The organism is Herbidospora galbida (genome assembly GCF_005233835.1).
Taxonomy (GTDB): domain Bacteria; phylum Actinomycetota; class Actinomycetes; order Streptosporangiales; family Streptosporangiaceae; genus Herbidospora; species Herbidospora galbida.
The window spans coordinates 289,446-313,321 of sequence record NZ_SZQA01000001.1; the positions used below are offsets into that span (position 1 = coordinate 289,446).

A 23,876-nucleotide genomic window follows, 5' to 3' on the forward strand; every position below is an offset into this window, starting at 1 on the left:
TTCCGCTGGAATCAGCGGAGCGTGTTCGCATGAGATGACGGCGGAGCGACACCGTGTTCCAGCACCGATACGGTCACCTGGAGGCTGACCAGCCGCTCACGTACCGTGACCGAGCCGTGGACCGGCGGTGGAGACCTCAGGTGCGGCGTCGCTCCCCCGGCATGGCTGCCTCCACCACCCGTCTGGAGTCCAGGCCATGAACTCCTCAGCCGGCCGTTCTCGGCGACCATGCGGACGCTGGAGCGTCGGGCCTGCACAGTTCGATCAGAGGGACTCGGCCCGCATTCATTCGCGGCGCGAGCGGGCGTGGAGGTGGCAGGGGTGACGCCCTCAAGCGGGGTCCGCGGCCGTCCGTTCCGCTTTCCGCCAGACTCCGGGCGGGCTGCCGTGGTGGCGGCGGAAGGCGGCGGTGAAGGCGAAGGGCGAGGCGTAACCGACGGCTTCGGCGATGCGCGCCAGGCTCAGGTCGTCGTCGCGCAGGTGGTCGCGGGCGAGGGTCATGCGCCATTCGGTCAGGTAGCGCATCGGCGCCTGGCCGAGTCTCTCCTGGAAGGCCCGCGCGAAGGCGGCCCGCGACAGCCCGCTGATCGCGGCCAGTTCCGGCACCGTCCACGGGTGTGCCGCGTTCTCGTGCATGGCCTGCAGCGCGGCGCCCAGCCGGGGGTCGGCCGACGCCCGATACCAGCGCGGCGCGCTCGCGTTCTGCTCGAAGTCACTGCGGATGGCGAGCACGAGGAGCAGGTCGAGCAGCCGGTCCAGCACGATCTGCTGGCCGGGCAGGGCTCTGACGAGCTCACGGGACAGCAGGGTGATCACGTCTCTGAGGGGGTCGTCGAGCGCCGGCGTCAAGGTCATGACCTGGGGCAGTGAATCGAGGAGCGCGCTGCCGACCTCACCGGAGAACCGGTAGGCCCCGCACAGGAAGACCGTGGCCCGGGGGTGGTCATCGGCTCCGGTCAGCGGATGCCGGGCCCGGAACTCCTCCGGGCCCACGCAGTCGGCGGCCGGTTGGTCTCCGATGTAGTGGTCGGGACCGCCGCGCACCAGCACCACGGTCCCGGGCGAGAGCTCCACCGCGCTGCCGGGGGTGTCGGTCCAGAGCCATCCCCGGCCCCGCACGACCGCGTGCACCCCCAGCTGGATCGAGCCGCTCAGCCGCAATCCCCACGGCGGCTCGGCCAGGGTGCGCGCGAAGACTGCGCCGGTGGCGCGGGCCCGGATCAGATGGTCGTGCAACAGGTCCATGGTGTCAGGTTGCGCGGAAAGCTTGCCTGGGTCAATCAGACGAGCGTTCCGCGTAGTTAATCGAGCTGTTCACACATGGATAAGCTCACCTGTGGCACCGAACATTGAGCCATGACCAACACGACCACCCTCGTCCTCGGCGGCACCGGCCGCACCGGCTCCGCACTGGCGGGAAGACTCGAAGAGCGGGGAATCACCACCCGCACCGCGGCTCGCAACGGGGCCGACGTCCGATTCGACTGGGACGACCCGGCGACGCACCGCGAGGCGCTGGCAGGCGTGGACCGCCTCTACCTGGTGACCCCCGTCCCGCGCGTCGCCTACGCCCACCAGGTCACCGGTTTCCTCGACCTCGCCGAGAAGGCCGGCGTCCGCCACGTGACGTTCCTCAGCGCCTACAACGCCGACCGGGCGCCGGCGGGAATCGACATCGCCGCCGTCGAGGCCGACCTCGCGGGCCGGCGAACCTTCACCCATTCCGTCCTGCGCGCCGCGTGGGTGATGCAGAACTTCACCGACGACCACATCCCGCTCATCAACGGCGCGATCATGGTTCCCGGCGGCGGCGGCACCGAGGCCTTCGTCGACGCCGACGACATCGCGGCGGTAGCGGTCGAGACGCTCCTCGACCCCGCCGCCCACGCCGGTGCGCGGTACTCGCTCACCGGTCCCGAGGCCCTCCGCTTCGACGAGGTCGCCTCCCTCATCGGCGCCGTGCGCGGCGAGCCCGTCGCCTACCACGACCTCGACCAGGACGCCTGGATCGGCGGAGCGATCGCCGCGGGCATGCCCGCGGACTACGCGGTGATGCTGCGGTGGCTGACCGACGCGATCATCTCCGGCAACGGCTCCGTTCCCACCGGCGACGTCGAGAAGGTCACCGGCAGGCGACCCATCACGTTCCGCGAGTTCGCCGAGCGCAACGCGCACGTCTGGAGACGGGCGACGTAGCCCGGCGGCGGTCGGCACGGGCTGCGATCAGTGACCTCGGTCCCGGCCGAGGAAGCACGACAGCAGTCGCCTGAAGTCGTGCGGGTGCTCGAGCGCCGGCACGTGCCCGCATCGGCCGAGCACGTGCAGACGGACGTCGGCCAGGTGTCCGAGCAGCGGCAGGGCTGCCGTCTCGAGCGGGGTGACTCGGTCTTCGGCGCCGTGGACGAGCAGCACGGGCGCCCGGATCCCTGCCAGCGTCTGCGCCGAGAGGGTGAGGTCGTCGGCCCAGCGTGCCCTCGGTGGAGGGAACAACGACGCGAACGCGGCCTCCCCCGCTTCCATCGCAGCCGCACGTGCGGCGACGGCCGACTCGGTCACGAGCGCTTGGTCGAGGACGAGGCGGCTCAGCATGTCCCGTGCACCGGCCGGGCCCGCGGGGGCGGCCCAGATCGCGTCGAGGTCGGCGGACAGCGGCGCCCCGGGGGCGCCCATCGTCGAGACCGCCACGACGTGGGTGACCTGCCGGGGTCTCGCGGCCGCCAGCGCCAGCGCCACGGCGCCGCCCATGGAGTGGCCCACCACGGCGTAGTGCTCGATTCCGAGGGCGTCCATCAGGCCCGCGGCCTGCTCCGTCCACAGCCGGAGCTCGCCCCTGGAGCCCGCCGGGATCGGTGTCTGGCCGAATCCCGCCTGGTCAGGAGCCACCAGACGCCAGGACGTGCCCAGCGCCTGTGCCGTCGTCGTCCAGGAGCCGGATCCGGTCGTACCCGGTCCCGAGCCGTGCAGCATCAGCACCGCGGGGCCGGTGCCGCTCTCCATGACGTGGACGGGGGAACCGCCGACCGTGACGGTCCGAAGCGCCGTCACAGTCGACAGGTCCGATGTGCTCATGCCGACGCGGAGTTGACGGACTTCGAGAAGAGCTCCATCATCGCCCGGCCGAACTGGGGCATGTCCGGCCAGCCGCGGCAGGAGACAAGGTTGCCGTCGACGACGTCGGGGGCGTCGATGACCGTCGCGCCCGCGTTCTCCATGTCACCGGTGATCGGGGGGAAGCACGCCGTCTTCCGGCCCTTCAGCAGCCCGTACACAGCCGGCACCTGCGCGCCGTGGCACACCAGTGCGATCGGGAGGTCGCGCGCGAAGAAGTGCTCGGTGATGCGCCTGACGTCGGGGTCGACCCGGATCCACTCGGGGGCGCGTCCCCCGGGGATGATCAGGGCGTCATAGCGCTCGACGTCGACCTCGGCCCAGGGCACGTCGACCGGCAGCTTCCGGCCGTTCTTCTCCACATAGGCGTCGGAGTTCGGGTCGAACTCGTGGATGACAAGCTGAACGTCACGCAACGTCCGTGACGATACGTCGACGTCCCAGCCGCCCTCCTGCACGCGATAGTAGGGATACATGGTGTCGAGCTCCTCGGCGGCGTCGCCGGTTAGGAGCAGCGCTCTGGGCACCTGCTTCTCCTCGCATCTGGACGGGTGAGGTGGATCCAATCCGATCCAATCCGATCCGGTTGGGTTAGCATTCCTCGACCCGGCCCGCCCGTCAAGCCTTTACGGCCATTCCGTCCGCGCCCTTGGCCTCGTCGAACAACCGCCGGAACCGGTCGCCGGACCGCAGGATGTGCCGGCGCATGGCATAGGCGGCGGCGTCGGGGTCACGCGCGGCGATCGCGGCCAGGATGTCCTCGTGCTCGGCCATGGCCAGGTGGGTGACCTGGGTGTCGTGCAGCAGCCGGAACAGGTGAACGTGCGTGTGCAGGCGGGCGAGCGCTTCGCGGATGAGCTGGTTCTCCGCGCTCAGGGCGATGAGATCGTGGAAAGCGGCGTCGCGCAGCCCGAAGGCGCCATAGGCCATGAGCCCGTCGCCCCCCTCCAGCTCCGCCATCTCCTCGATCATCCGTCGCAGCCCGGCCACCTGCTTGGACGTCGCCCGTTCGGCGGATCTGCGCGCCGCCGCCGGCTCGAGGAGCAGGCGGATCTCCAGCATGTCCTCGAATCGTTCACGGGTGATCTGGGGGGGAATGCGATAGCCGGCATGGGGTACGCGCACGACCAGGCCCTCGGCCTCCATGCGGTTCAGAGCGTCTCGGATCGGCGTCTGCGAGACGCCCAGCTCTCGCGCCAGGACGTCGATCGTGACCCGGGAGCCAGGCTCGATCCGTAGCGACATCAGCTGTCCGAGCAGCGTGTCGTACACCTCGTCGGCAAGCCGACCGCGAGATCTTCCCGGCGAGTTTCCGCCCGTCATGGCCCCAGGGCGCCGCGCGATCATCGCTTCGTCGTCCATCTTGACGTGAGGTCCTTTCTGGCGTCTTCGAGACTTGTTGACATCGGTCGCAACGCTGCGGGATGTTGACGCCCCCATTCGGATCGTATAGGAAAGGGCACGGATGCCACCCATCCTTCACCCATCGGGGAACCGCCCGCCAGCGCTCCGCTTCGATCAGTTGGAGCTCTCATGAGCATGCTCGACGTCTTACTCGGTCCGCCACCGGGCCGTACGAGGACCTGAAGCCCCATCACGTCGCGGCGTACTCGTGACGCCGGTCCGCGGGTCGGCCCCCGTGACGACCGGTACCACGCCTGAACCCCACCAACTGCTCGGAGCACGCAGCAAGGCTCCAGAAGTCACCCCCCCCCCCAGAAAGCAGGCAAGAAGATGCGGTATCCCAAGCGAATAGGACTGCTGGCGACGGCGGTCATGATGGTGGCCACGACCGTGGTGGCCTGCGGCGGGGACGAGGGCGGGAACGCGAGCGCCCCCAAGGCGCCGGCGGACATCCCGGCGCTCACCAAGGACCCGCTGACGCTCAGCTTCATCTGGTTCGACTGGCCCCCCGCCAAAGCCCTGGAAGCCTTCGCGAACGCGGAGTACACCAAAGAGCGGTCGAACGTGACCGTCAAGGTCAACGTGGTGCCGAACGCCAACTGGCACGACGCGATGTTCACCCAGTTCGCGGCACGCAAGACCGACTTCGACATCCCGATCCTGGACTCGCAGCACATCGGCGAGGCCGTCACGAACGGCAACATCCTCGACATCACCGACTTCGTCAAGAAGAACATCGACGTCAGCGCCTACAACCCTTACCTCCTGGCGGCCTACGGCCAGTTCCCCCAGGCGGAGACCGGGCAGCGCGACGAGAACGCCAGCCTGTACGGCCTGCCGCTGCTCGGCGACACCTGGACCATGATCTACCGCAAGGACCTGATCGGCGACACGCCGCCGGCGACCTGGGACGAGATGATCGCGGCCGCCCAGAAGTGCCAGACGGAGAATCCCGGCGTCAGCGGCCTGGCCTTCCACCAGGCCAACGGCTCCGACGCCGCGGCCGTGACCTACAACACGGTCAACGGCGTCTACGGCGGCAACCTGTGGGACTCCAAGGCGCGCAAGATCGAGGGCGTCATCAACGACGCCGCGGGCCAGGAGGCGATGGACGTCCTGGTCAACAAGATGAAGCCGCTGACCGCCGCGGGCTCCGGCAACTGGTTCATCGACGAGGTGAACGCGGCTGTCGCCCAGGGCAAGGCCTGCATCGCGTTCAACTGGATCGCCGCGAGCGGCGGCTTGCTCGACCCGGAGCAGTCGACGCTCGGCAAGACGCGCGAGGAGATCCTCGGCAAGCTGGGCTTCGCCACCCTGCCGAAGCAGAAGACCGACCTCGTGCCGCTCGGCGGCATGGGCATGCACGTCTCGGCCTACTCCTCCCCGGAGAAGCAGGCGGAGGCGCTGAACTTCATGAAGTGGTTCGAGCAGGCCGACATCCAGAAGAAGTGGGCCGCGGCCGGTGGCGTGCCGGCGCGTACGGACGCCCTGTCGTCGCCCGAGTTCCTCAATGCCGGGCCGTTCAACAAGGTGTACGCCGACTCGGTCTCGCGAATGCGGGACATGTGGAACGTGCCTGAGTACGCGCGTCTCATCGACATCGAGAACACCAACGTGAACGCGGCCCTCAACGGCGCGAAGCCGCCGAAGGACGCGCTGAACGACATCGCCAAGGAGCAGCAGGCCGTGCTCGACTCCGCCGGCAAAAAGGGCGGCGGCGGACTGTGAGTGACCCCGTCTCTCTGACGGACCACCCGGTGCAGGAGGCGTCCTCGACGCCTCCTGCACCGGGGCGGTCCCGCCACCTGAGCGATCGCTGGCTCACGGTGGCCTTCATCTCTCCCGCGTTGCTGCTGTTGCTCGCCATGTCGGTTTTCCCGCTGCTGTGGGCGCTGTACCTGTCGTTCACCGACTACTCGGCCACGCGCGGGGGGCCCGCCACTTTCGTCTGGTTCGAGAACTTCACCGCCATCCTGACCTCAGCGCAGGTCCACCTGAGGGCCTTCACGACGCTGCTCTACGTGGTCGGCGCGGTCACCCTGCAGACCGTGCTGGGCTTCTCCATCGCCTATCTGATCTCACGGCGGGTGCGCGGGCGGGGAGTGCTCACCACTCTGTTCCTCGTTCCGATGATGCTCTCGCCGGTCGTGGTCGGGCTGTTCTGGCGGTTCATGCTCGACGCGCAGTTCGGCGTGATCAACAGCATGCTCGGCTCGATCGGCCTCGGGCAGGTGGAGTGGCTCACCAAGCAGAACACGGCGTTGATCTCCCTGATCGTGGTCGACACCTGGCAGTGGACGCCGTTCATCATGCTCATCGCCCTCGCCGGCCTCACCGCGGTCCCCAAGTACCTGTACGAGGCCGCCTCGATCGACCGGGCGTCCGAGTGGTTCCGGTTCCGCACCATCACCCTTCCGCTGGTGTGGCCGCTGCTCCTCATCGCCGTGCTGTTCAGGGCCATCGAGGCCTTCCGGCTGTTCGACCTCGTCTACATCCTCACCAGCGGAGGTCCCGGGGTCTCGACCGAGACGCTGTCGTTCCACGTCTACAAGGTCGCGTTCCTGGGCTTCAACACCGGGACCGCCTCGGCGTACGGGATCCTCATGGTCCTCATCGTCATCGTCCTCGCGCAGCTCTACATGCGTTACCTGAACAAGCTCAAGGAGGACTGATGGCCGTCTCTGTCAACGAGGCCGTGTCCGCAGGTCCTGCCCGGGATCGCACGCCCCCCGCGCGCCGTCGTCGCGGCCGGGGTCGCGCCGTGGTCGAGACCGCGACGCTGACCGTGCTGGCCGCCGTGATGCTCTTCCCGGTCCTGTGGATGATCGAGACGTCCATCAAGGAGAACAGGGACGTCTATGCCATTCCGGCCAAGTTCTTCGACTTCACGGTCACCTTGGACCACTTCAAGGACGTGTTCGTCGCCTCCGGCGGCGGTCCCACGACTTTGTCCGGCTCGTTCCTCAACTCGGTCATCGTCGCCGGTGTCTCCACGGTGCTGGCCACGGTGCTGGGCGTCCCGGCGGCCTGGGCCTACTCACGCTTCTCCGTGAAGGCCAAGAAGGACCAACTGTTCTTCATCCTGTCGACCCGGTTCATGCCGCCCGTGGTGGTCGTGATCCCGATCTTCCTCATGTACCGCCAGGTCGGACTCTTCGACACCAAGCTCGGCTTGATCCTCATCTACACCGCCTTCAACGTCCCGTTCACGATCTGGATGATGAAGGGATTCGTCGACGAGGTGCCCGCGGAGTACGAGGACGCCGCGATGCTCGACGGCTACACCCGCCTCCAGGCGTTCTGGAAGTTCACCCTTCCGCTGCTCCTGCCCGGCATCGCCGCGACGGCGGTCTTCGCACTCATCTTCTCGTGGAACGAGTTCGTGTTCGCCATCTTCCTCACCTCCAGCGACGCCGTGCGGACGGCGCCACCCGCCATCGCCGGCCTCATCGGCGGTACCACCGTGGACTGGGGTCTCGTGGCCGCCGCCTCCATCGTGTTCGCCCTACCGGTTCTCATCTTCTCCTACCTGGTGCGCAAGCACCTCGTCGCCGGTGTGACGCTCGGGGCGGTGCGACGCTGATGGCGGGCATCGAGGTCACCGCGCTGCACAAGCGCTACCCGGACGGGACGGTCGCGGTCGAGCACGTGGACCTGTCCATCGCCGACGGCGAGCTGTTCGTGATGCTCGGCCCGTCGGGCTGCGGCAAGACGACCACGCTGCGGGCCATCGCCGGCCTGGAGCGGCAGACGACGGGCGACATCCGCATCGGCGACACGCTGGTCAACGACCTGCCGCCCGCCGAGCGCGACATCGCCATGGTGTTCCAGTTCTACGCGCTCTACCCCCACCTGAGGACCCGCGACAACCTGGCGTTCCCCCTGCGGGCCGAGGGACTGCCCAAGGCGGAGGTACAGGAGCGGGTCGACGAGGCCGCCCGGCTGATGCGGCTCGGTCCGCTCCTGGACCGGCGGCCGCACCGGCTGTCCGGCGGTGAGCAGCAGCGCGTCGCGCTCGCCCGCGCCCTGGTGCGGCGACCCCGCGCGTTCCTCATGGACGAACCCCTCACCAACCTGGACGCGGAACTGCGGGCGGACATGCGCACGGAGATCAAGCACCTCCAGGGGGAGCTGGGGACGACGATGGTCTACGTCACCCACGACCAGGTCGAGGCCATGTCGCTGGGTCACCGGATCGCCATCCTCAACAAGGGCCGCGTCGAGCAGATCGGCACGCCGCTGGAGGTCTACGACCGTCCGGCGAGCCTCTTCTGCGCCGCCTTCATCGGCTCCCCGCCGATGAACCTGATCGAGGTGGAGCTGGCCGACGGGCACCTGCGCAGCAAGAGCGGACTGACCCTCACCCCGCCGCCGAACCTGCCGCGCGACCGTTCGCTGATCGCTGGCGTCCGGCCCGAGGCGCTGGAGGTCACGGAGCCGGGAGCGGAAGGTTCGGTCCCGGGCCGCGTGGTCTCGGCCGAGTGGCTGGGCGACGAAATCATTTACGTGGTCGACCACGGCGACCAGCGCGACGTACGGGTTCGCATGCCCCTGAATGTCCGTTTCGCTGCCGACGCGCCGGTCGGGCTGCGGCACACCGGCGGGCCCCCGCCCGTCTACGACGCGAGCACGGAAGAACTGGTGGCCTGATGGGAACCGTGGCAGTGCAGGGGCTGAGCAAGTCCTTCGGCAAAGTCCAGGCCCTGGACGGAGTGACGCTGGACGTGCCGGACGGCTCGTTCTTCGTCGTGCTCGGGCCCTCCGGGGCGGGCAAGACGACGACTCTGCGAGCGATCGCCGGCCTGGAGAAGCTCGACGCCGGGACGGTGCACCTGGACGGCAGGGACGCGACCGCCGACACCCCGGCCGCGCGCGACCTGGCCATGGTCTTCCAGAGCTACGCGCTCTACCCGCGGCTCACGGCGTACGAGAACATCGCCTCGCCGCTGCGGGCCCGCCGCTGCTCTTCGAGCGAGATCGCCGCCGCCGTCGAGAAGATGTCGAACCTGCTGCACATCGAACGCCTGCTCCAGCGTCGTCCCGCGCAGATGTCGGGCGGTGAGATGCAGCGGGTCGCCCTGGCGCGGGCGCTGGTCCGGAGCCCGCGCGCGTTCCTCATGGACGAGCCGCTGACCAACCTCGACCTCAAGCTCCGCGTCGAGATGCGCACCGAGCTCACCCGCATCCACCGGAGCCTCGGCGGCACCTTCATCTATGTGACCAACGACCAGGTCGAGGCCCTGTCCATGGCCGACCAGGTCGCGGTCATCAAGGAGGGGAAGGTGCAGCAGGTCGGCACGCCGACCGAGGTGTACGAGCGCCCGGCCAACAAGTGGGTCGCCGGCTTCGTCGGGAGCCCGGCGATCAGCCTGCTCGCCTGCCACGCCGAGGGAGACCGCCTGGTCGGGGCGGACGGCTGGTCGCTGCCGCGGCCCCGCTGGACCACGGCCGAGGACGGTCGTCCGCTGCTGCTGGGCCTGCGCGCGGAGGACCTGTCCGTCGAGCGGCGTGGGGACGCGTCGCTGCCGGGTGAGCTCTACGGCCTGGAGCCGCTCGGCGACCGGACGGTGGTCGACGTCCAGGTGGGGACGGTGATCCTCAAGGTCAAGGCCCGGCCCACCGTCACCGGCACGCCCGGCGAGCGGCTGAACGTCACCGTCGACCTGGACCGGGCGCACCTGTTCGACGCGGGCACCGGGCTGGCGCTGTCCGAAGCCGGTCGCTGAGATCGCGCCGGACATCACCAAGATCATTACATGAGGGGACGCAATGAGTGACCCGATGAACGCCCTGGCCCCAGAACACCGGCGGCTCCGGATCGGCGACGCCTGGCGCGACGCCGCAGGCGGAGCCACCTTCGCCGTCGAGGACCCGGCCACCGGCCAGACCATCGCCGAGGTGGCGGACGCCGACGTCGCCGACGGGCTCGCCGCTCTGGACGCGGCGAGCAGCGCGATGACGGAGTGGGCGGCCACCCCGCCGCGCACACGGTCGGACCTGCTGACCGCGACGTACCGGGCACTGACCGAGCGATCCGAGGAGGTCGCCCGGCTGATCACGCTAGAGATGGGCAAGCCGCTCGCCGAGGCTCGGGCAGAAGTGAAGTACGGCGCCGAGTTCTTCCGCTGGTTCGCCGAGGAGGCGGTGCGCGTCGAGGGGCGCTACAACACCGCTCCCGGTGGCGGCTATCGCATCCTCACCGTGCCGAAGCCGGTCGGACCGTGCGTCTTCGTAACCCCTTGGAACTTCCCGCTGGCCATGGGCGCCCGCAAGATCGCTCCCGCCCTGGCGGCGGGCTGCACGACGATCACCAAGCCGGCCGCCCAGACGCCGCTCACCATGCTGCTGCTGGCCCGCATCATGGAGGAGGCCGGCGTTCCGCCGGGCGTCGTCAACGTGGTGACGACCAAGCGTTCCGGCGCGGTGGTCTCGGCACTGCTGGCCGACCGCCGGACCCGCAAGCTCTCGTTCACCGGGTCGACCGAGGTCGGGCGCGTGCTGCTCCGGCAGGCGGCGGACAACGTGCTGCGCACCTCCATGGAACTGGGCGGCAACGCGGCCCTGATCGTGTGCGCCGACGCCGACCTGGACGTCGCGGTCGACGGCGCCATGGTGGCCAAGATGCGCAACATCGGCGAGTCCTGCATCGCGGCCAACCGCATCTACGTCGAGGAGCCGGTGCGCGAGGAGTTCACCGCGCGCTTCGCCAAGCGCATGGGCGCGCTCTCTGTGGGCCATGGTCTCGACGACGGCGTGGACGTCGGGGCGTTGATCGACGAGGCCTCGGTCACCAAGATCGACGAGCTCGTCGCCGACGCGGTCGATCGCGGCGCCCGTGTCCTGGTGGGCGGCGAGCGCCCGGACGGGCCGGGCCACTTCTACCCGCCCACGGTCCTCGTCGACGTGCCCGAGGACGCGCTGATGCTGGAGGAGGAGATCTTCGGCCCGGTGGCGCCGATCATCTCGTTCACCTCCGACGACGAGGTGATCGCGAAGGCCAACGACACCGAGCACGGCCTGGTCGGATACGTCTTCACCCGTGACCTCCAGCGGGCGCTCCGGTTCACCGAGGGGCTGGAGACGGGGATGATCGGCGTCAACCGTGGCCTGATCTCCGACCCGTCTGCTCCGTTCGGAGGCGTGAAGCAGTCGGGGATCGGCAAGGAGGGGTCGCACGAGGGCATCCTCGAGTACCTCGACGTCACCTACGCGGCGATCGACCTCCCGTGACCTGGACGTCCACCCAGCACATCACCGCCGACGTTCCAGAGAGGCACCGACATGCTTGAGACCGTCCGCGGACCACGCCAGCTGATCGTGGGCGAAGGGGTCGCGCAGAACATCCCCCGAGTGGTGGCCGAGTGCGGCTCACGAGTCCTCATCGTGACCGACCGGGTGCTTGTGGGGCAGCCGGGCGTGGCCGAGATCGTGGCCGCCGTGCGGGAGAAGGTCGACGTCGTCGGGGTGTTCGCCGACGCGACTCCGGACGTGCCACTCACCGATGTCGCCCTGGGCGTCTCGGCCGCCGCGGAGGTGGACGCCGACGTCATCCTCGCCATCGGGGGTGGCACGGTGATCGACCTCGCCAAGATCGTCGGCGTCATCCGGCGCTACGGCGGGACGCCGCGCGACTACTACGGCGAGTCGAGGGTGCCGGGGCCGTCGATTCCCCTCGTCGCGGTCCCGACGACGTCGGGCACCGGCTCCGAGCTCACGCCCGTCTCGGTGCTGACCGACCCGGACCGCGCGCTGAAGGTGGGCGTCTCCAGCGTCCACATCGTGCCCGACTTCGCCATCGTCGACCCCGAGCTCACCTACTCCTGCCCTGCGACCGTCACCGCGTACTCCGGCATCGACGCGTTCTGCCACGCGGTGGAGAGCTACACCGCGCGGCCCCGCCCCCACGGACCGCGCGACCCGGTGGAGCAGGTCTTCCTCGGCCGCAACGCGATCACCGATCACTACGCGCTCCTGGCCGCGGAGCGGATCGCCCGCAGCCTGCCCCGAGCCGTCAGGGACGGAGGCGACAAGGACGCCCGCGCGGACATGTCCTATGGGTCCATGCTGGCCGGGCTCGCGTTCTCCCACGCGGGCAACGGGGCTCCGCACGCCCTCCAGTACCCCATCGGCGCGGCCACCCACACGCCGCACGGCCTGGGCGTCGGGCTGCTGCTGCCCTACGCGCTGGACGCGGCCAAGGACGCCATCAGCGACCGGTTGGCCATCCTCGCAGGGGTGTGCGGGCTCGACGTGACCGGCGCCTCGGACGCCGAGGCCGCGGACACGTTCCTCACCTGGCTCGACGGGCTCCTCGCCGACATCGGCATCCCCACGACCTTGGCGGACATCGGCGTGGCACGCGCCGACCTCCCGCGCTTCGCGGAGATGGCCGGCGGCGTCACCCGCCTGATCCAGAACCATCCGGGCCCGACCGACACCGCCAGCCTGACCGCGATCCTCGAAGCGGCCTGGAGCGGGGACCGGACCCGGCGGGTTCTGACTCCGGAGCAGAGGTAGCCGTACCTACGCCTCTTCCGCAAGGCTTCATTGCCTGCTCGTAGTGGCGTCACCAGCACTTCTTCGGTGATCTCTTGAATCAGGTGCTTGTGCCCTTGATCCACCTGGGCACAGCGGAGGCGTCGCCTCCGTGTCATCACTTGACCCGAGGTACCAATGAAATCGATGGTCTCGAACCATCCACGTACGAAGCTGATGCTGGTGGCGCTCGCCGCAGCGACCACGCTGGCCGTCGCACCCGCCGCCGCGTACGCGGACGGCGGTCCGCCCGCGCCGGTCACCGGCGGAATCCCGTTGATCAACACGACCGAGAAGATCGGTCCGGGAATCGAGTTACGGCACGTCAAAGCGCTCGACCAGAAGGGCTGGTACGACGCGCAGTTCCTCACCGTGGACCTGTCCGACAGCGCGGTCAGCACCGACCTGCTGACCGCCGGACCGGTCGCGTTCGGCGGGCCGCTCAGCGAGGCCGCCAACAAGGCCGGCGCCGTGGCGGGCGTCAACGGCGAGTTCTTCGACATCGGCAACTCCAACGCGGCGCTCGGCGGCGAGGTCCAGAACGGGCAGCTCATCAAGACCGCCGACATCGGCGGCCGCCAGCACGTCGGCGTGAGCGAGGACGGCATCGCCCAGCTCGTGAACCTCATGGTCGACGCGGCCGCTAACTTCTCGGGCGCGGACCACACGGTCCTGTCCGTGAACGCCGCGAACGGCGGCGGGGTGCCCGCGGACGGCCTGATCGCGTTCACGTCCGCGTGGGGCGACTACAGCCGCAACCGCGGCCTGACGGGCGTGGCCAACGACCAGATCGCCGAGGTGCTGGTCCGCAGCGGCTCGGTCGTGTCGGTCACGCCGAACGGTCCCGCGGGCTCGGGGACGATCCCGGACGACGGCTTCGTGCTCGTCGGGCGCGGCGCCGCGGCGACCGCGATCCGCGCGCTGCAGCCGGGCAACCCGGTGACGCTCAGCTACGCGCTCGCCGACGACGCCGCGAAGACGATGAAGTTCGCGCTCGGCCACGGCGGCACCATCGTCACCGGCGGCCAGGTCGTCGGGGGCCTCGACCCCTCGATCGCCCCGCGCACCGCGCTCGGCTTCAAGGACGGCGGTCGCACCCTCGTGCTCGCCACCTGGGACGGCCCGGGCGGCACCGGCAAGGGCGGCATCGGGATCGACAAGGAGGCGCGTGACCTCGTCGCGCTGGGCGTGCAGACCGCGGTCAACCTCGACGGGGGCGGCTCGACCACGATGGTCGCCCGCGCGCTCGGCCGCGACGAGGCGACCGTCCGCAACGTCCCGTCGGACGGCCGCGAGCGCAACGACCCGAACGGCGTGGGAGTGTTCGTCGCGAAGGGCGACGGCAAACTGCACGAGCTCCTCATCAAGCCCGCGCCGGGCGCGGCGTCGGCCGACGGCGGCCTGAAGGTCTTCCCGGGGCTGCGCCTGCCGCTCGTCGCGGAGGGCGTCGACAACCACCTGACGCCGGTGAGCGTCGACCCCGAATCCGTACGGTGGTCGACTCGCGGAGCCTCCGTCGACGGCGGGACGCTCGTGGCCCCGGCCGAGCCGAACGGCAAGATCACAGTCGACGCGCGGGTGGGTTCCGCTGTCGCGCAGCCCGTGAAGGTCACCGTCCTCGACCCGGTCGGCAGCGTCGAACTGTCGTCCAAGCGTCTGTCGATCGCCGACGCGACGCCCGCCAACGCGGTCACCGTCTCGGTGACCGGCCGCGACGACCAGGGTTACACGGCCCCGATCGACCCGCGGGACCTCACGCTCGACTACGACCACGACGTCGTCGAGATCCAGCCCGTGGACGGCAAGCTGAAGATCACCCCGCTCACCGCCGCGGCCACGATCCTCACGGTCTCGGTCGGCGGCCAGTCGGTCCAGCTCCCGATCACGGTCGGGGTCGAGACCAAGACGGTCTACGACTTCGACGACGACGTGCTCGCCCGCTGGCGCAACAACAGCACCGCGGCCACGACGTTCTCGGTGGACCCCGACGGTCTGCGGATCGACTTCAACGCGATGCGCAACGTGGGCATCACGGCGGCGTCGGCGGCCCGGCGCGTCCCCGTGCCCGGCCAGCCGCTGCGCGTGCGGGTGCGGATCAAGTCGAGCATCAGCGTGCCGAGCGGCCTGACCTACCTGGCCTACTCCGACGCGACCGGCAAGGGCACCGGCGTCTACGGCACCGCCCTGACCGCGGGCGGCGACTGGCAGTACGCGTCGTTCACGCTGCCTGCGAACACGGCGTTCCCGATCTCTGTCTCGGGCTTCCAGGGCATCAACACGAGCGTCCCCCAGCAGAAGGCGGGCACGTTCGTCCTGGACCGCATCGAGGCCGACGTCCCGACGTCGATCGACCTGCCCGCCCAGCCCGGCCTGAGGGCCGACCCGCTCATCTCCGACGACGGCTCGCTGCCCGAGGGCGCCGGCACGTGGCGGTTCGCCACGCTGTCGGACGTGCAGTTCACGGCCGACAACCCGGCGCTGACCCAGGTCGCGACGGCCGCCGTCAAGCGGATCCGCACGACCGAGCCGGACCTGATCGTCCTCAACGGCGACATCACCGACCGTGGCCTGCCGCAGGACCTCGCCCTGGCTCGCCAGGTGCTCACCGACGCCGGCTGCGACCTGATCCCGGTCGGTCAGGAACCGGCCGCGACGAGCACGCCTGATTCGGTCCCGTGCTACTACGTGCCGGGCAACCACGAGTCCTACGGTCTCAACAACGTCCAGTCGGACCTGACGAACTTCATCAAGGAGTTCGGGCAGCCGTACCGGACCTTCGACCACAAGGGCACGCGGTTCATCCTGCTCGCCAGCTCGCTCGGGTCGCTGCGCTCGACGGCGTGGGAGCAGCTCCCGATGCTGCAGAAGGCGCTCGGCGACGCCGAGAAGGACGAGTCGGTGCGCAACGTCGTGGTGTTCGCCCACCACCCGGTGGACGACCCCGCCGAGGCCGACTCCAGTCAGCTCGGCGACCGCGACGAGGTCGCGCTCATCGAGAACATGCTCACGGACTTCCGTGACTCCACGGGCAAGGGCGCCGCGATGGTCGGCTCCCACGCCCAGATCGCCGACGTCCACCGCCTCGAAGGCGTGCAGTACATGGTGCTGCCGTCGTCGGGCAAGGACCCGTACGGCACGCCGGACCGCGGCGGTTTCACCGGGTGGGTCAACTGGTCGGTCGACCCGCGGCGGGACGCGGACAAGCAGTGGCTCGAGGCCGAGGTGCGCGCCTTCGCGCAGTCCATCACGCTCACCACCCCCGACTCGCTCAAGGTGAACGAGACGGCTCAGCTCTCGGGCAGCATCGTGCAGCCGGCGGGTGTGTCGGCGGGCACGCGCGTGGTGCCGCTGCGGTACCCGATGTCGGTCGACTGGAGCGGCTCGTCCAACCTGGCGATCGGCAGCGGGCAGGACGCCGTCGACACGGCCCTCCGCAAGGGCAGGGTCGCGATCCTCGACCCGCGGACCCGGACGCTCACCGCGCTGAAGCCCGGCTCGGTGACCGTGACGGTGACGAACGACTCGATGCGCGCCTACACCGACGACAGCTCGCTCGCGCCGATCACGACGTCGAAGACCATCCAGGTCCTGCCCGGCGAGTGACCATCACCAACACCGGCTGAGGGCGAGCACATACGTGCTCGCCCTCAGCTGCGTCACGGGTCTGCCCGGCCAGATGATCCCCGCAAGCTTGCCTTGACGTATAGCAGATTTGTAAAGCTATGCTTTACGCATGCAAGAGATGTTGACAGAGGCGGTGCGGGCTTTGAAAGCGCGCACGGAGGCGTTCCTCGCCTCCCGTGTCCTGACGAGCAGCGACGACTGGGCCGACTCGATCGTGCGCGCCCTGAGCATGCAGGCGGCCGCCGACGACGTCGTGCGTGCCGTCGTGCAGCAGGCACGCCAGAACGGCGCCACGTGGCAGGTCATCGGTGATGCGCTCGGCGTGAGCCGGCAGGCGGCGTTCCAGCGCTACGGCAAACCGATCGATCCGAGAACAGGAGAACCCATGAACACCACGCCCCTCCCCGGCGTCGCCGAACTGGCCGCCTCGGTGATCGAGGACCTCGCATCCGGGCAATGGGCGCGGGTCACCGCGCGGTTCGATCCCAGCATGCGCGACGGCCTGTCGGAGGACGCGCTCGCGGCCGCGTGGGCGCAGATCGTCGGCATGTCGGGGGCTTTCGAGGGACGTGGAGAGCCCGAGGTCACCCGGGCCGGCGACGTGACGATCACGAACACGCCGCTCGCGCTGGAGGCGGGTGACTACACGGTACGGATCGCGTTCCGCGACGACCGCACCATCGCCGGCCTGCACATCCTCCAAAGGCAGACGCCGTGACCATCGAATCTCCGGCCGGATCCCGCGTGAGCAGCCGCGATCTGCGATCCATCGGAGTGTTCACCGCCCTGGCGTTCGCGCTCGCCTGGCTCCTCGCGCTCCCGCTCTGGTTCGGCGACGGACTCGCCGACCCCCGGTTCACCCTCGTGGCCGCCGCCACGATGACGACCCCCGCGATCGCCGCCCTCGTCGTCGTGTTCTTCGTCGAGCGGCCGCGGCAGAAGTCGTGGACGCTCGGACTGTGGCCGCTGCGACCGGTCCGGAGCCTGCTCGGCCACGCGGCGCTGGGCATCGTCGTGTCCATCGCGCTCGTCCTGGCGGCGCTCCCGGTCGGCGCGCTGCTGGGGGTCTACCCGGCCGATTTCGTGAACTTCTCCGGGTTCCGGCAGGTCCTCGACCAGCAGGCGAGCGCCGCGGGAGTGGCCGACATCCCGATACCGATCGGCGCGCTCATCCTCATCCAGCTCGCCACGCTCCCCTTGGCGGCGCTCATCAACCTCATCCCGGCGCTGGGCGAGGAACTCGGGTGGCGAGGATGGCTGCTGCCGAAACTGATGCCGCTCGGCACGCTCCCGGCCCTCCTGATCTCGGGCGTGATCTGGGGACTGTGGCACGCTCCGCTGATTCTCCTCGGGTACAACTACCCGGATACGCCGGGCTGGCTCGGCCTGACCGCGATGGTCGGCATGTGCATCCTGGTCGGCGCGGTCTTCGGCTGGCTGCGGCTCCGATCGGGGTCCGTGTGGCCCGCGGCCCTCGCCCATGCCGCCTTCAACGGGGCGGGCGGGACCTACCTCCTCTTCGCCAAAGCCGGCGAGCACGTCGACACCACGCAGGCGACGATCCTCGGCTGGAGCGGGTGGATCGTGCCGCTCGCGCTCGTCGTGATCCTGATCGCCACGGGACAGTTCGCTCCCGCGAAGCACCATGACCGTGCAGTCCGGCTCACCGAAACCACAGGCTGACCAGGAAGCCCCGGGCCCTCCTACAGCCCGGGCAGCGGCTCGTCCGCCCCGGTCGAGCCCCCGTACGTGGCGATCTTGTATTCGACCGCCGTGAGGGAAAGGGTCAGCTCACGGATCCGGCGGCGGAGGGTGTCGCGATGTTCGACCAGTACATCGAGCCGCTCCGGCACTGTGTGCCCTCCGGCGTCGACGAGCGCGATGTAGTGCTGCAGGTCACGCATCGGCATACCGGACAGCCGCATCCGGGTGAGGAACACCAGGCGCCGGACCGCTCCGGCGTCGTAGACGCGATGACCATGACCGTCGCGGGCCACCTCGACCAGCCCGGCCCGCTCGTAGTAGCGCAGGGTGTGGGGCGAGATGTCGAGGAGATCGGCGACCTCGGCGATCGTCATCGTCTCGGGCAGATCGGCCAGGTCGGCGAGGTCATGGATCGCCTCGACCGACACCGGACCGTCGTCCCCCAGCGCTTCGAGCGCCCTGGTCATCAGATCGTCGGTGGCCATGACCCCGAGCCTAGATGGGCCGTACCGATGCGGAGACACCCTCGAAGTCGGCGCTGCGGGCGGTCTCGGCCCACTGCTCGACCTCGTCCAAGCCCTGCCGGTAGGCACGCGAGATACGCTCGACCGCCTCGCGCCCCAGCGGCAGCCGCAGCGGCACCTCGTCGGCGTGCGCGAGGGACACGATGATCTCGGCCGCCCGCGCCGGGTCACCTTCCTGACGGCCGTCGGTTCCGGCCATGTCCGCGCGGACGCCGGCGAGCACGTCACGGTAGGTCGCGGACGGCTCGGCGAACTCGAGCACGTCGCCCCCGTTGAAACCGGTCCTGAACCGGCTGGGCTCGACGAGCATCACCCGGATCCCGAACGGCGCGACCTCCCCGGCCAAGGCCTCGGACCAGCCTTCGAGGGCGAACTTCGACGCGGAGTACGCCGACACGCCGGGGAACGACGTCCGCCCGCCCTGGCTGCTCATCTGCACGATCGTCCCGGTGCCCCGCTCACGCATCGGGGGCAGCGCCGCCCGGACGAGCGCGGCCGGGCCGAACAGGTGCAGCTCCATCAACTCGCGCAACTGCGCGTCACCGACCTCCTCGACCGCTCCGACCACGGCCCGGCCCGCGTTGTTGACCAGCACATCGAGCTGACCGAAGCGGTCGAGGGTGGCGCGCACGAGGTCCGCGGCCGCGGCGACGTCCCGGGCGTCGAACGTCGCGATCAGGCAGTCGTCCGGGTACTCGGCCTCCAGATCGGCGACACTCTCGGGCCGGCGCACCGCCGCCACCACGCGGTCGCCCGCCGCGAGCGCCGACTCCGCCAGTGCGCGTCCGAACCCGCGGGACGCGCCGGTGATGATCCAGGTCTGTGTCGTCATGGCGGGGACGCTATGCCTTCGAGCGCGCTCGAACGCAAATCCCCCAACGCGGTGCCCGCTCCGGCGCTTGAGGGTGTTCACTCACCCCAGCAGGCAAGCGATCACTACGGCTGGTCGGGGTTCGGAGGTTCGTTACCTTGGGTAGTGGTCACCTGCCTTAGAGTAGCCATAAACGAGGATCTTCCATGCCATCGTCGCCGCCGGCCGTAGTCGGTCCAGTCTCCACTTGCAGTCGAGCCGTCCGGGTCATGGGACAGTTTTCGGGCTCCCGGGTGCGGATCTATATCGGGAGCGACCCCCATCCCATCGCCGACACCACGGTGGATTGGGCCGACACCTTTGTCGCGGTCGACCAGTCCCGGTTGGTGCCGAACCAGTTGCTCCGGGCAACTCAGCAGCGTCCCGGGGAGCCCGAAAGCCCGCGGTCAGAACGTGGAGAGATCGTCGAGAAGGCGTTCAACGGCAAGGTCGCCTTCACCACGCCGTTCGTCTGTGCGCAGGCTCTCCATGTGCAGGGGTGTTGCCCGGGAGGCGAACTGGAGGTCCTGCAGGGTGGAGTGCTCCTCGGCCACGCACAGGCTGCCACCGACGAAGTCACCATCACCTTTGACGCCGGAGAACGAGTGGGGTCGGGCCAGAAGGTGGAAGTCCGGCAACGCATATGTGGAAGTCCGGCCACAGTGTCGACCATCAGCGGCATGCCGACCACTCCCCCCTGGAACGACGACCAGCAACTTCCTACGCCGAGTCTCGTCGAGCCACTGGAAGAATGCGTCGGACTCGTCACGGTGACCGGGATCGTGCCGGGCGCGGTCCTGCGGCTACGGCGTGAGGGTTCGACGGTCTTCGACTCCCCAGTGGCGCATTCCACCATGAGCATCCGCATTGCGCCCCTGCAACTCGGGGAGCGCTTCGAGACCGATCAGATCTTTCAACTGTGTAAGTCCCACAGCCAGGCGGATACCGGCGAGGTGGTGAAACTGCAGTCGCTTCTGCCGCCGCGGATCGACGGGCCGATGTGCAAGACCGCGCAGAAGCTGACACTGAGCAGGCTCAAGCCGGCGGCGACGGTCATCTTGATGGCCAACGGCACCGAGATCGGCCGCTGGCAAGCAGGCGCTGCCAGCATGCCCGTGGACATCGCCCTCCCCGCCGGCGCGACGCTCACCGCGCGGCAAGAACTCTGCGGCATCGTCAGCCCGGTGTCACGTGGTCGTCGGGTGACTTTCGCGGGTGGACGCTGGTTCCGGGTAGAGGACGAAAAGGGCAAGGATCTGCTCGCCAAGTCCTTCGCCATTCACGTCGCGCTGACCAATACCGGCAAGATCGTGATCTTCAGTGGTGACAAGCACAGCAAGCCCACTGACCTCCAAGACGTCAACCAATGCGAGCTGTTCGACTGTGCGTCCCTGACCCTGAAGAAGATCGACGCCCCCACATCAGATGTCTTCTGCTCGGGACACGCCTTCCTGTCCGATGGACGTCTGCTCGTCGCCGGTGGTACGGAGAGCTGGCCGACGGACAGCCCCGACCCGCACGGCGGTCATTTCGGCGGTCTGAAGGACGCGTGGATGTTCAACCCGCGGCCGGGCGAGGGGAAGCCGCACTGGAGCCGGGAGCAACCCATGAAGGGCGGCCGGTGGTATCCGACGCTGCTCACCCTGCACAACGGAATCGTTCTCGCGCTGTCCGGGCATCCGGATGACGCCGACGCAGTCCGCCACCAGAACAACACGATGGAGGTATGGGCAGGCGACGGCTGGACGCAACTGGGTGACACAGACGCCATCGACATCCGGCGTGAGCCGCCCGCCGCCGTCCCGCCGCTCGCCGGCTATCTCTACCCGCGCATCTTCAGCGGCCCCCGCGGAGAGGTGTTCAGTGCGACTCCCATCGCCGCCGAACTGTCAGATCCACCCCAATTGCCGCGTGCGAGCGCGAGCTGGGCAGGCCCCGCCGCAGGCGTCAACTGGACGCGCAACTCCCGGCCCCCCGCGGGCATCCCCAGATGGGACGCCTACGAGGGCTTCAACATGCCCGCCACGCTACTGCCGCTGCTGGAGGAGGAGGGGTTTCGGTTCCAGGTGCTGCTGGCGGGCGGTGCAGGTCGGACCTCCGGCTGGACCATCGATCTCGGCACGCCGGCCGCGCCCGTCTCCGCCCCGCAGTGGACAGTACTGGGCCCGCGTGGCCAGTCGAACGCGCGGGCGCGCTTCAACAGCAACCTGGTGCTGCTGCCCAGCGGCGAGGTGCTCCTCTGCAACGGGGTGGAGGACGGCGCGGACGACGACACGGCTGTTCTTGAGCCGGAGATCCTCAAAAACGTCGGCGCCGGCTGGGAATGGGACCAGAACGCCTTCCCGAGAGCGGGCGTCCCGCGCAACTACCACTCGACCGCGCTTCTGATGCCCGACGGCCGGGTGTTCACCGGTGGCGGCAACATCGACGCCAAGCCCGGCGGCCAGGAAGTGCGCCGTCTGAACCTGGAGATCTACGAACCCTGGTACGTCTGCCGGAACCGGCCACGCCTCCTCAATGTGCCTGACAGGGTGTCCAACGGCCAGACGCTCAACGTCGATGTACGCGGTGTGGAACCGATCGACCGCCTCGCGCTCGTTCGGTGCGGCAGTGCGACCCACGCCTTCAATTCTGACCAGCGTTACATCGGCCTGATCGCTCATGAGGTGGAACCCGGCCGCTACTCCGTCAAGATTCCGTCCACCGTCGTCGCCGTCCCCGGCTATTACCTGTTGTACGCGTGTACGCAGGACAGGGTGCCGTCCAAAGGGGTGTTCATCCGCATCGGCCGGTGACGACTACGCGCCTCCAAGACGCACATGGCGGACCTGAGTCAATATCTGTGCGGAGCCGTCACCGGCGCCGGTCATGCTGGCGTGCATTTCCGCCGGAATTCGGTTGGCAATGTCGCGGACGGCCACAGATTTGTGATCTTCCAAGGGTGTGGGGGCGCCCTTAGCGTGGGGCGAGCCGCGAAAGGAGATGGCATGTCCCAGAACCTTGATCTCGCCGCCGAAGTGATGTCCGCGTACTCCGACATGGTCGACGACCGAAGCGTCGACTATGTGATCTACAAGATCGACGACGACGGTTCGACGATCGTCCCGGAAAAGAGCGGTGACGGCTACGACGATTTCCTCGCGAGCCTGCCGGCCGACGAATGCCGGTGGGGCCTGTGTGAAATGGACCTCGGCTCCTACGGCGCCCTGTGCAGTTTCGAGCCCGTCTTCTTCACCTGGCTGCCCCCCGCCGCACCCGAAGCGCAGAGAGCGCTGTACGAACGGTCCAGTGGCCTGCTCTCGCAAGAATTCGACGTCGTGGTCGTCTCCACCACGGTCTCCGGGCCCGCCGAGGCGTCCCATGAGGCGCTGGTGAACCGGCTGGCGGCGGCAGGTCACCCGCGCCACCTGGAGCTGCCGGATCACGACATCTCCATCGGCCGGTTCGCCGGGAAGGCGCAGGAGCTGCTCTTCGAGCTCCGGAGCAACGACGAAAACGAGAGGGATACCTACGGGCACGTCATTTTCAAGCTCAATCGTCTTTTCATGCACGATGTGGCACAGACCGGCGATCTCGCGGTGGCCCACGACGAGTTCCTCGCGGGACTTCCGGCCGACGAATGCCGCTGGGTCCTTTACACCCTGGACATCAGTTCGCTGACCTCGGAGCACGAACCCACCTACACCTTCTTCTTCACGTGGATTCCCCGGGTCGCTCCAGAGCGCAACCGGAACCTCTTCTACCTCGGAGGCGACGGCACCGCCATGGGGGCCTACGAGACGCGGTTCACCCCGACGGGAATGCTGGCGGACAAGGTCGAGGAGATCGCCGAGTGTTTCATGGGTGACGTCTCCGGCCTTTCCGAGGTGTCCTACGAGAGGCTGTGGGAAATGGCCCGCCGCCGCTTCAAGCGCGCCGAGGCGGAGAAACAGGAAGACGAAGAAGCCGACCGGCGGCTGCGGCAGGAGGACGCGATCATCCAGGGTGAGGTGGCGGAAGGGGGGCTCTACCGCTGAAGGTCCGCTCGAACGCGTCGAGGCCGTCCTCCTCGACGTCGGTGACGGCACATGACCAGGGTCGCCGAAGTCGTGACGTCACCATGACCGGCGGCACTTATCCGGAAAAGT

The 23,876-nt window shown here is 69.0% G+C and carries 18 protein-coding genes and 1 pseudogene; 13 read left to right on the forward strand and 6 right to left on the reverse strand.

From position 1 onward, the window contains the following. Positions 1-330: 330 nt before the first annotated feature. Positions 331-1,245, reverse strand: a complete 915-nt coding sequence (locus FDA94_RS01425) for an AraC family transcriptional regulator (RefSeq protein ID WP_137245162.1) — start codon at positions 1,243-1,245, stop codon at positions 331-333. Between the two features lie 111 nt (positions 1,246-1,356). Between FDA94_RS01425 and FDA94_RS01430 the strand changes: the two genes are divergently transcribed. Beyond that, entirely contained in the window at positions 1,357-2,196 is an 840-nt protein-coding gene (locus tag FDA94_RS01430; protein ID WP_137245163.1) for an NmrA family NAD(P)-binding protein, read from the forward strand. 27 nt (positions 2,197-2,223) lie between these two features. Here FDA94_RS01430 and FDA94_RS01435 read toward each other — a convergent pair whose 3' ends face one another. The 3 genes from FDA94_RS01435 to FDA94_RS01445 all read right to left on the reverse strand — a co-directional run bounded on the left by FDA94_RS01435 (position 2,224) and on the right by FDA94_RS01445 (position 4,470). Next, a complete protein-coding gene (locus tag FDA94_RS01435; RefSeq protein WP_212735106.1) occupies positions 2,224-3,069 on the reverse strand; it encodes an alpha/beta fold hydrolase in 846 nt (281 codons plus the stop codon). Beyond that, entirely contained in the window at positions 3,066-3,635 is a 570-nt protein-coding gene (locus tag FDA94_RS01440; RefSeq protein ID WP_137245164.1) for a DJ-1/PfpI family protein, read from the reverse strand. Before FDA94_RS01440 ends, FDA94_RS01435 begins: the two co-directional genes overlap by 4 nt. 91 nt (positions 3,636-3,726) lie before the next feature. Continuing rightward, entirely contained in the window at positions 3,727-4,470 is a 744-nt protein-coding gene (locus FDA94_RS01445) for a GntR family transcriptional regulator (RefSeq protein WP_137245165.1), read from the reverse strand. A gap of 372 nt (positions 4,471-4,842) precedes the next feature. Here FDA94_RS01445 and FDA94_RS01450 point away from each other — a divergent pair, with 372 nt between their 5' ends. The 10 genes and pseudogenes from FDA94_RS01450 (at position 4,843) to FDA94_RS01495 (ending at position 18,354) form a co-directional block, all read left to right on the forward strand. Further along, a complete protein-coding gene (locus tag FDA94_RS01450; protein WP_137245166.1) occupies positions 4,843-6,240 on the forward strand; it encodes an extracellular solute-binding protein in 1,398 nt (465 codons plus the stop codon). 29 nt (positions 6,241-6,269) lie between these two features. Next, entirely contained in the window at positions 6,270-7,184 is a 915-nt protein-coding gene (locus tag FDA94_RS01455) for a carbohydrate ABC transporter permease (protein ID WP_202610661.1), read from the forward strand. A 149-nt stretch (positions 7,185-7,333) separates the two neighbouring features. Then, positions 7,334-7,990: pseudogene (locus tag FDA94_RS01460) on the forward strand (carbohydrate ABC transporter permease); the annotation flags it as partial. 104 nt (positions 7,991-8,094) lie between these two features. Further along, entirely contained in the window at positions 8,095-9,162 is a 1,068-nt protein-coding gene (locus tag FDA94_RS01465) for an ABC transporter ATP-binding protein (protein WP_137245169.1), read from the forward strand. Next, entirely contained in the window at positions 9,162-10,238 is a 1,077-nt protein-coding gene (locus tag FDA94_RS01470) for an ABC transporter ATP-binding protein (RefSeq protein ID WP_137245170.1), read from the forward strand. Before FDA94_RS01465 ends, FDA94_RS01470 begins: the two co-directional genes overlap by 1 nt. A 43-nt stretch (positions 10,239-10,281) precedes the next feature. Further along, entirely contained in the window at positions 10,282-11,742 is a 1,461-nt protein-coding gene (locus FDA94_RS01475) for an NAD-dependent succinate-semialdehyde dehydrogenase (protein ID WP_137245171.1), read from the forward strand. A 51-nt stretch (positions 11,743-11,793) separates the two neighbouring features. Continuing rightward, entirely contained in the window at positions 11,794-13,029 is a 1,236-nt protein-coding gene (locus FDA94_RS01480; RefSeq protein ID WP_137245172.1) for an iron-containing alcohol dehydrogenase, read from the forward strand. A 156-nt stretch (positions 13,030-13,185) separates the two neighbouring features. Beyond that, complete coding sequence (locus FDA94_RS01485) at positions 13,186-16,650, forward strand: phosphodiester glycosidase family protein (RefSeq protein WP_137245173.1); 3,465 nt, start codon at positions 13,186-13,188, stop codon at positions 16,648-16,650. 130 nt (positions 16,651-16,780) lie between these two features. Continuing rightward, positions 16,781-17,389, forward strand: coding sequence for a DUF3887 domain-containing protein (locus FDA94_RS01490; RefSeq protein ID WP_170990736.1), 609 nt, complete (start codon positions 16,781-16,783; stop codon positions 17,387-17,389). A gap of 26 nt (positions 17,390-17,415) precedes the next feature. Further along, on the forward strand, positions 17,416-18,354 hold the full coding sequence (locus FDA94_RS01495; RefSeq protein ID WP_137245174.1) for a CPBP family intramembrane glutamic endopeptidase: 939 nt from the start codon (positions 17,416-17,418) through the stop codon (positions 18,352-18,354). A gap of 20 nt (positions 18,355-18,374) precedes the next feature. On the opposite strand, the gene FDA94_RS01500 is transcribed toward FDA94_RS01495, so the two are convergent. Together FDA94_RS01500 and FDA94_RS01505 are read right to left on the reverse strand one after the other, a co-directional pair. Then, positions 18,375-18,860: a MerR family transcriptional regulator gene (locus FDA94_RS01500; RefSeq protein ID WP_137245175.1), complete on the reverse strand. Its 486-nt coding sequence runs from the start codon at positions 18,858-18,860 to the stop codon at positions 18,375-18,377. Positions 18,861-18,870: 10 nt separating this feature from the next. Then, entirely contained in the window at positions 18,871-19,731 is an 861-nt protein-coding gene (locus FDA94_RS01505) for an SDR family NAD(P)-dependent oxidoreductase (RefSeq protein WP_137245176.1), read from the reverse strand. A 272-nt stretch (positions 19,732-20,003) separates the two neighbouring features. Here FDA94_RS01505 and FDA94_RS01510 point away from each other — a divergent pair, with 272 nt between their 5' ends. Both FDA94_RS01510 and FDA94_RS01515 read left to right on the forward strand, forming a co-directional pair. After that, positions 20,004-22,544, forward strand: a complete 2,541-nt coding sequence (locus FDA94_RS01510; RefSeq protein ID WP_170990737.1) for a galactose oxidase early set domain-containing protein — start codon at positions 20,004-20,006, stop codon at positions 22,542-22,544. 192 nt (positions 22,545-22,736) lie between these two features. After that, on the forward strand, positions 22,737-23,765 hold the full coding sequence (locus FDA94_RS01515) for a hypothetical protein (protein ID WP_170990738.1): 1,029 nt from the start codon (positions 22,737-22,739) through the stop codon (positions 23,763-23,765). Positions 23,766-23,876 lie beyond the last annotated feature (111 nt).

Coding starts and splice junctions, on each gene's coding strand:
- FDA94_RS01425 (WP_137245162.1), bottom strand. CDS start 1,245: ATGGACCTGTTGCACGACCATCTGATCCGGGCCCGCGCCACCGGCGCA.
- FDA94_RS01430 (WP_137245163.1), top strand. CDS start 1,357: ATGACCAACACGACCACCCTCGTCCTCGGCGGCACCGGCCGCACCGGC.
- FDA94_RS01435 (WP_212735106.1), bottom strand. CDS start 3,069: ATGAGCACATCGGACCTGTCGACTGTGACGGCGCTTCGGACCGTCACG.
- FDA94_RS01445 (WP_137245165.1), bottom strand. CDS start 4,470: ATGGACGACGAAGCGATGATCGCGCGGCGCCCTGGGGCCATGACGGGC.
- FDA94_RS01450 (WP_137245166.1), top strand. CDS start 4,843: ATGCGGTATCCCAAGCGAATAGGACTGCTGGCGACGGCGGTCATGATG.
- FDA94_RS01465 (WP_137245169.1), top strand. CDS start 8,095: ATGGCGGGCATCGAGGTCACCGCGCTGCACAAGCGCTACCCGGACGGG.
- FDA94_RS01470 (WP_137245170.1), top strand. CDS start 9,162: ATGGGAACCGTGGCAGTGCAGGGGCTGAGCAAGTCCTTCGGCAAAGTC.
- FDA94_RS01475 (WP_137245171.1), top strand. CDS start 10,282: ATGAGTGACCCGATGAACGCCCTGGCCCCAGAACACCGGCGGCTCCGG.
- FDA94_RS01480 (WP_137245172.1), top strand. CDS start 11,794: ATGCTTGAGACCGTCCGCGGACCACGCCAGCTGATCGTGGGCGAAGGG.
- FDA94_RS01485 (WP_137245173.1), top strand. CDS start 13,186: ATGAAATCGATGGTCTCGAACCATCCACGTACGAAGCTGATGCTGGTG.
- FDA94_RS01490 (WP_170990736.1), top strand. CDS start 16,781: ATGCAAGAGATGTTGACAGAGGCGGTGCGGGCTTTGAAAGCGCGCACG.
- FDA94_RS01500 (WP_137245175.1), bottom strand. CDS start 18,860: ATGGCCACCGACGATCTGATGACCAGGGCGCTCGAAGCGCTGGGGGAC.
- FDA94_RS01505 (WP_137245176.1), bottom strand. CDS start 19,731: ATGACGACACAGACCTGGATCATCACCGGCGCGTCCCGCGGGTTCGGA.
- FDA94_RS01515 (WP_170990738.1), top strand. CDS start 22,737: ATGTCCCAGAACCTTGATCTCGCCGCCGAAGTGATGTCCGCGTACTCC.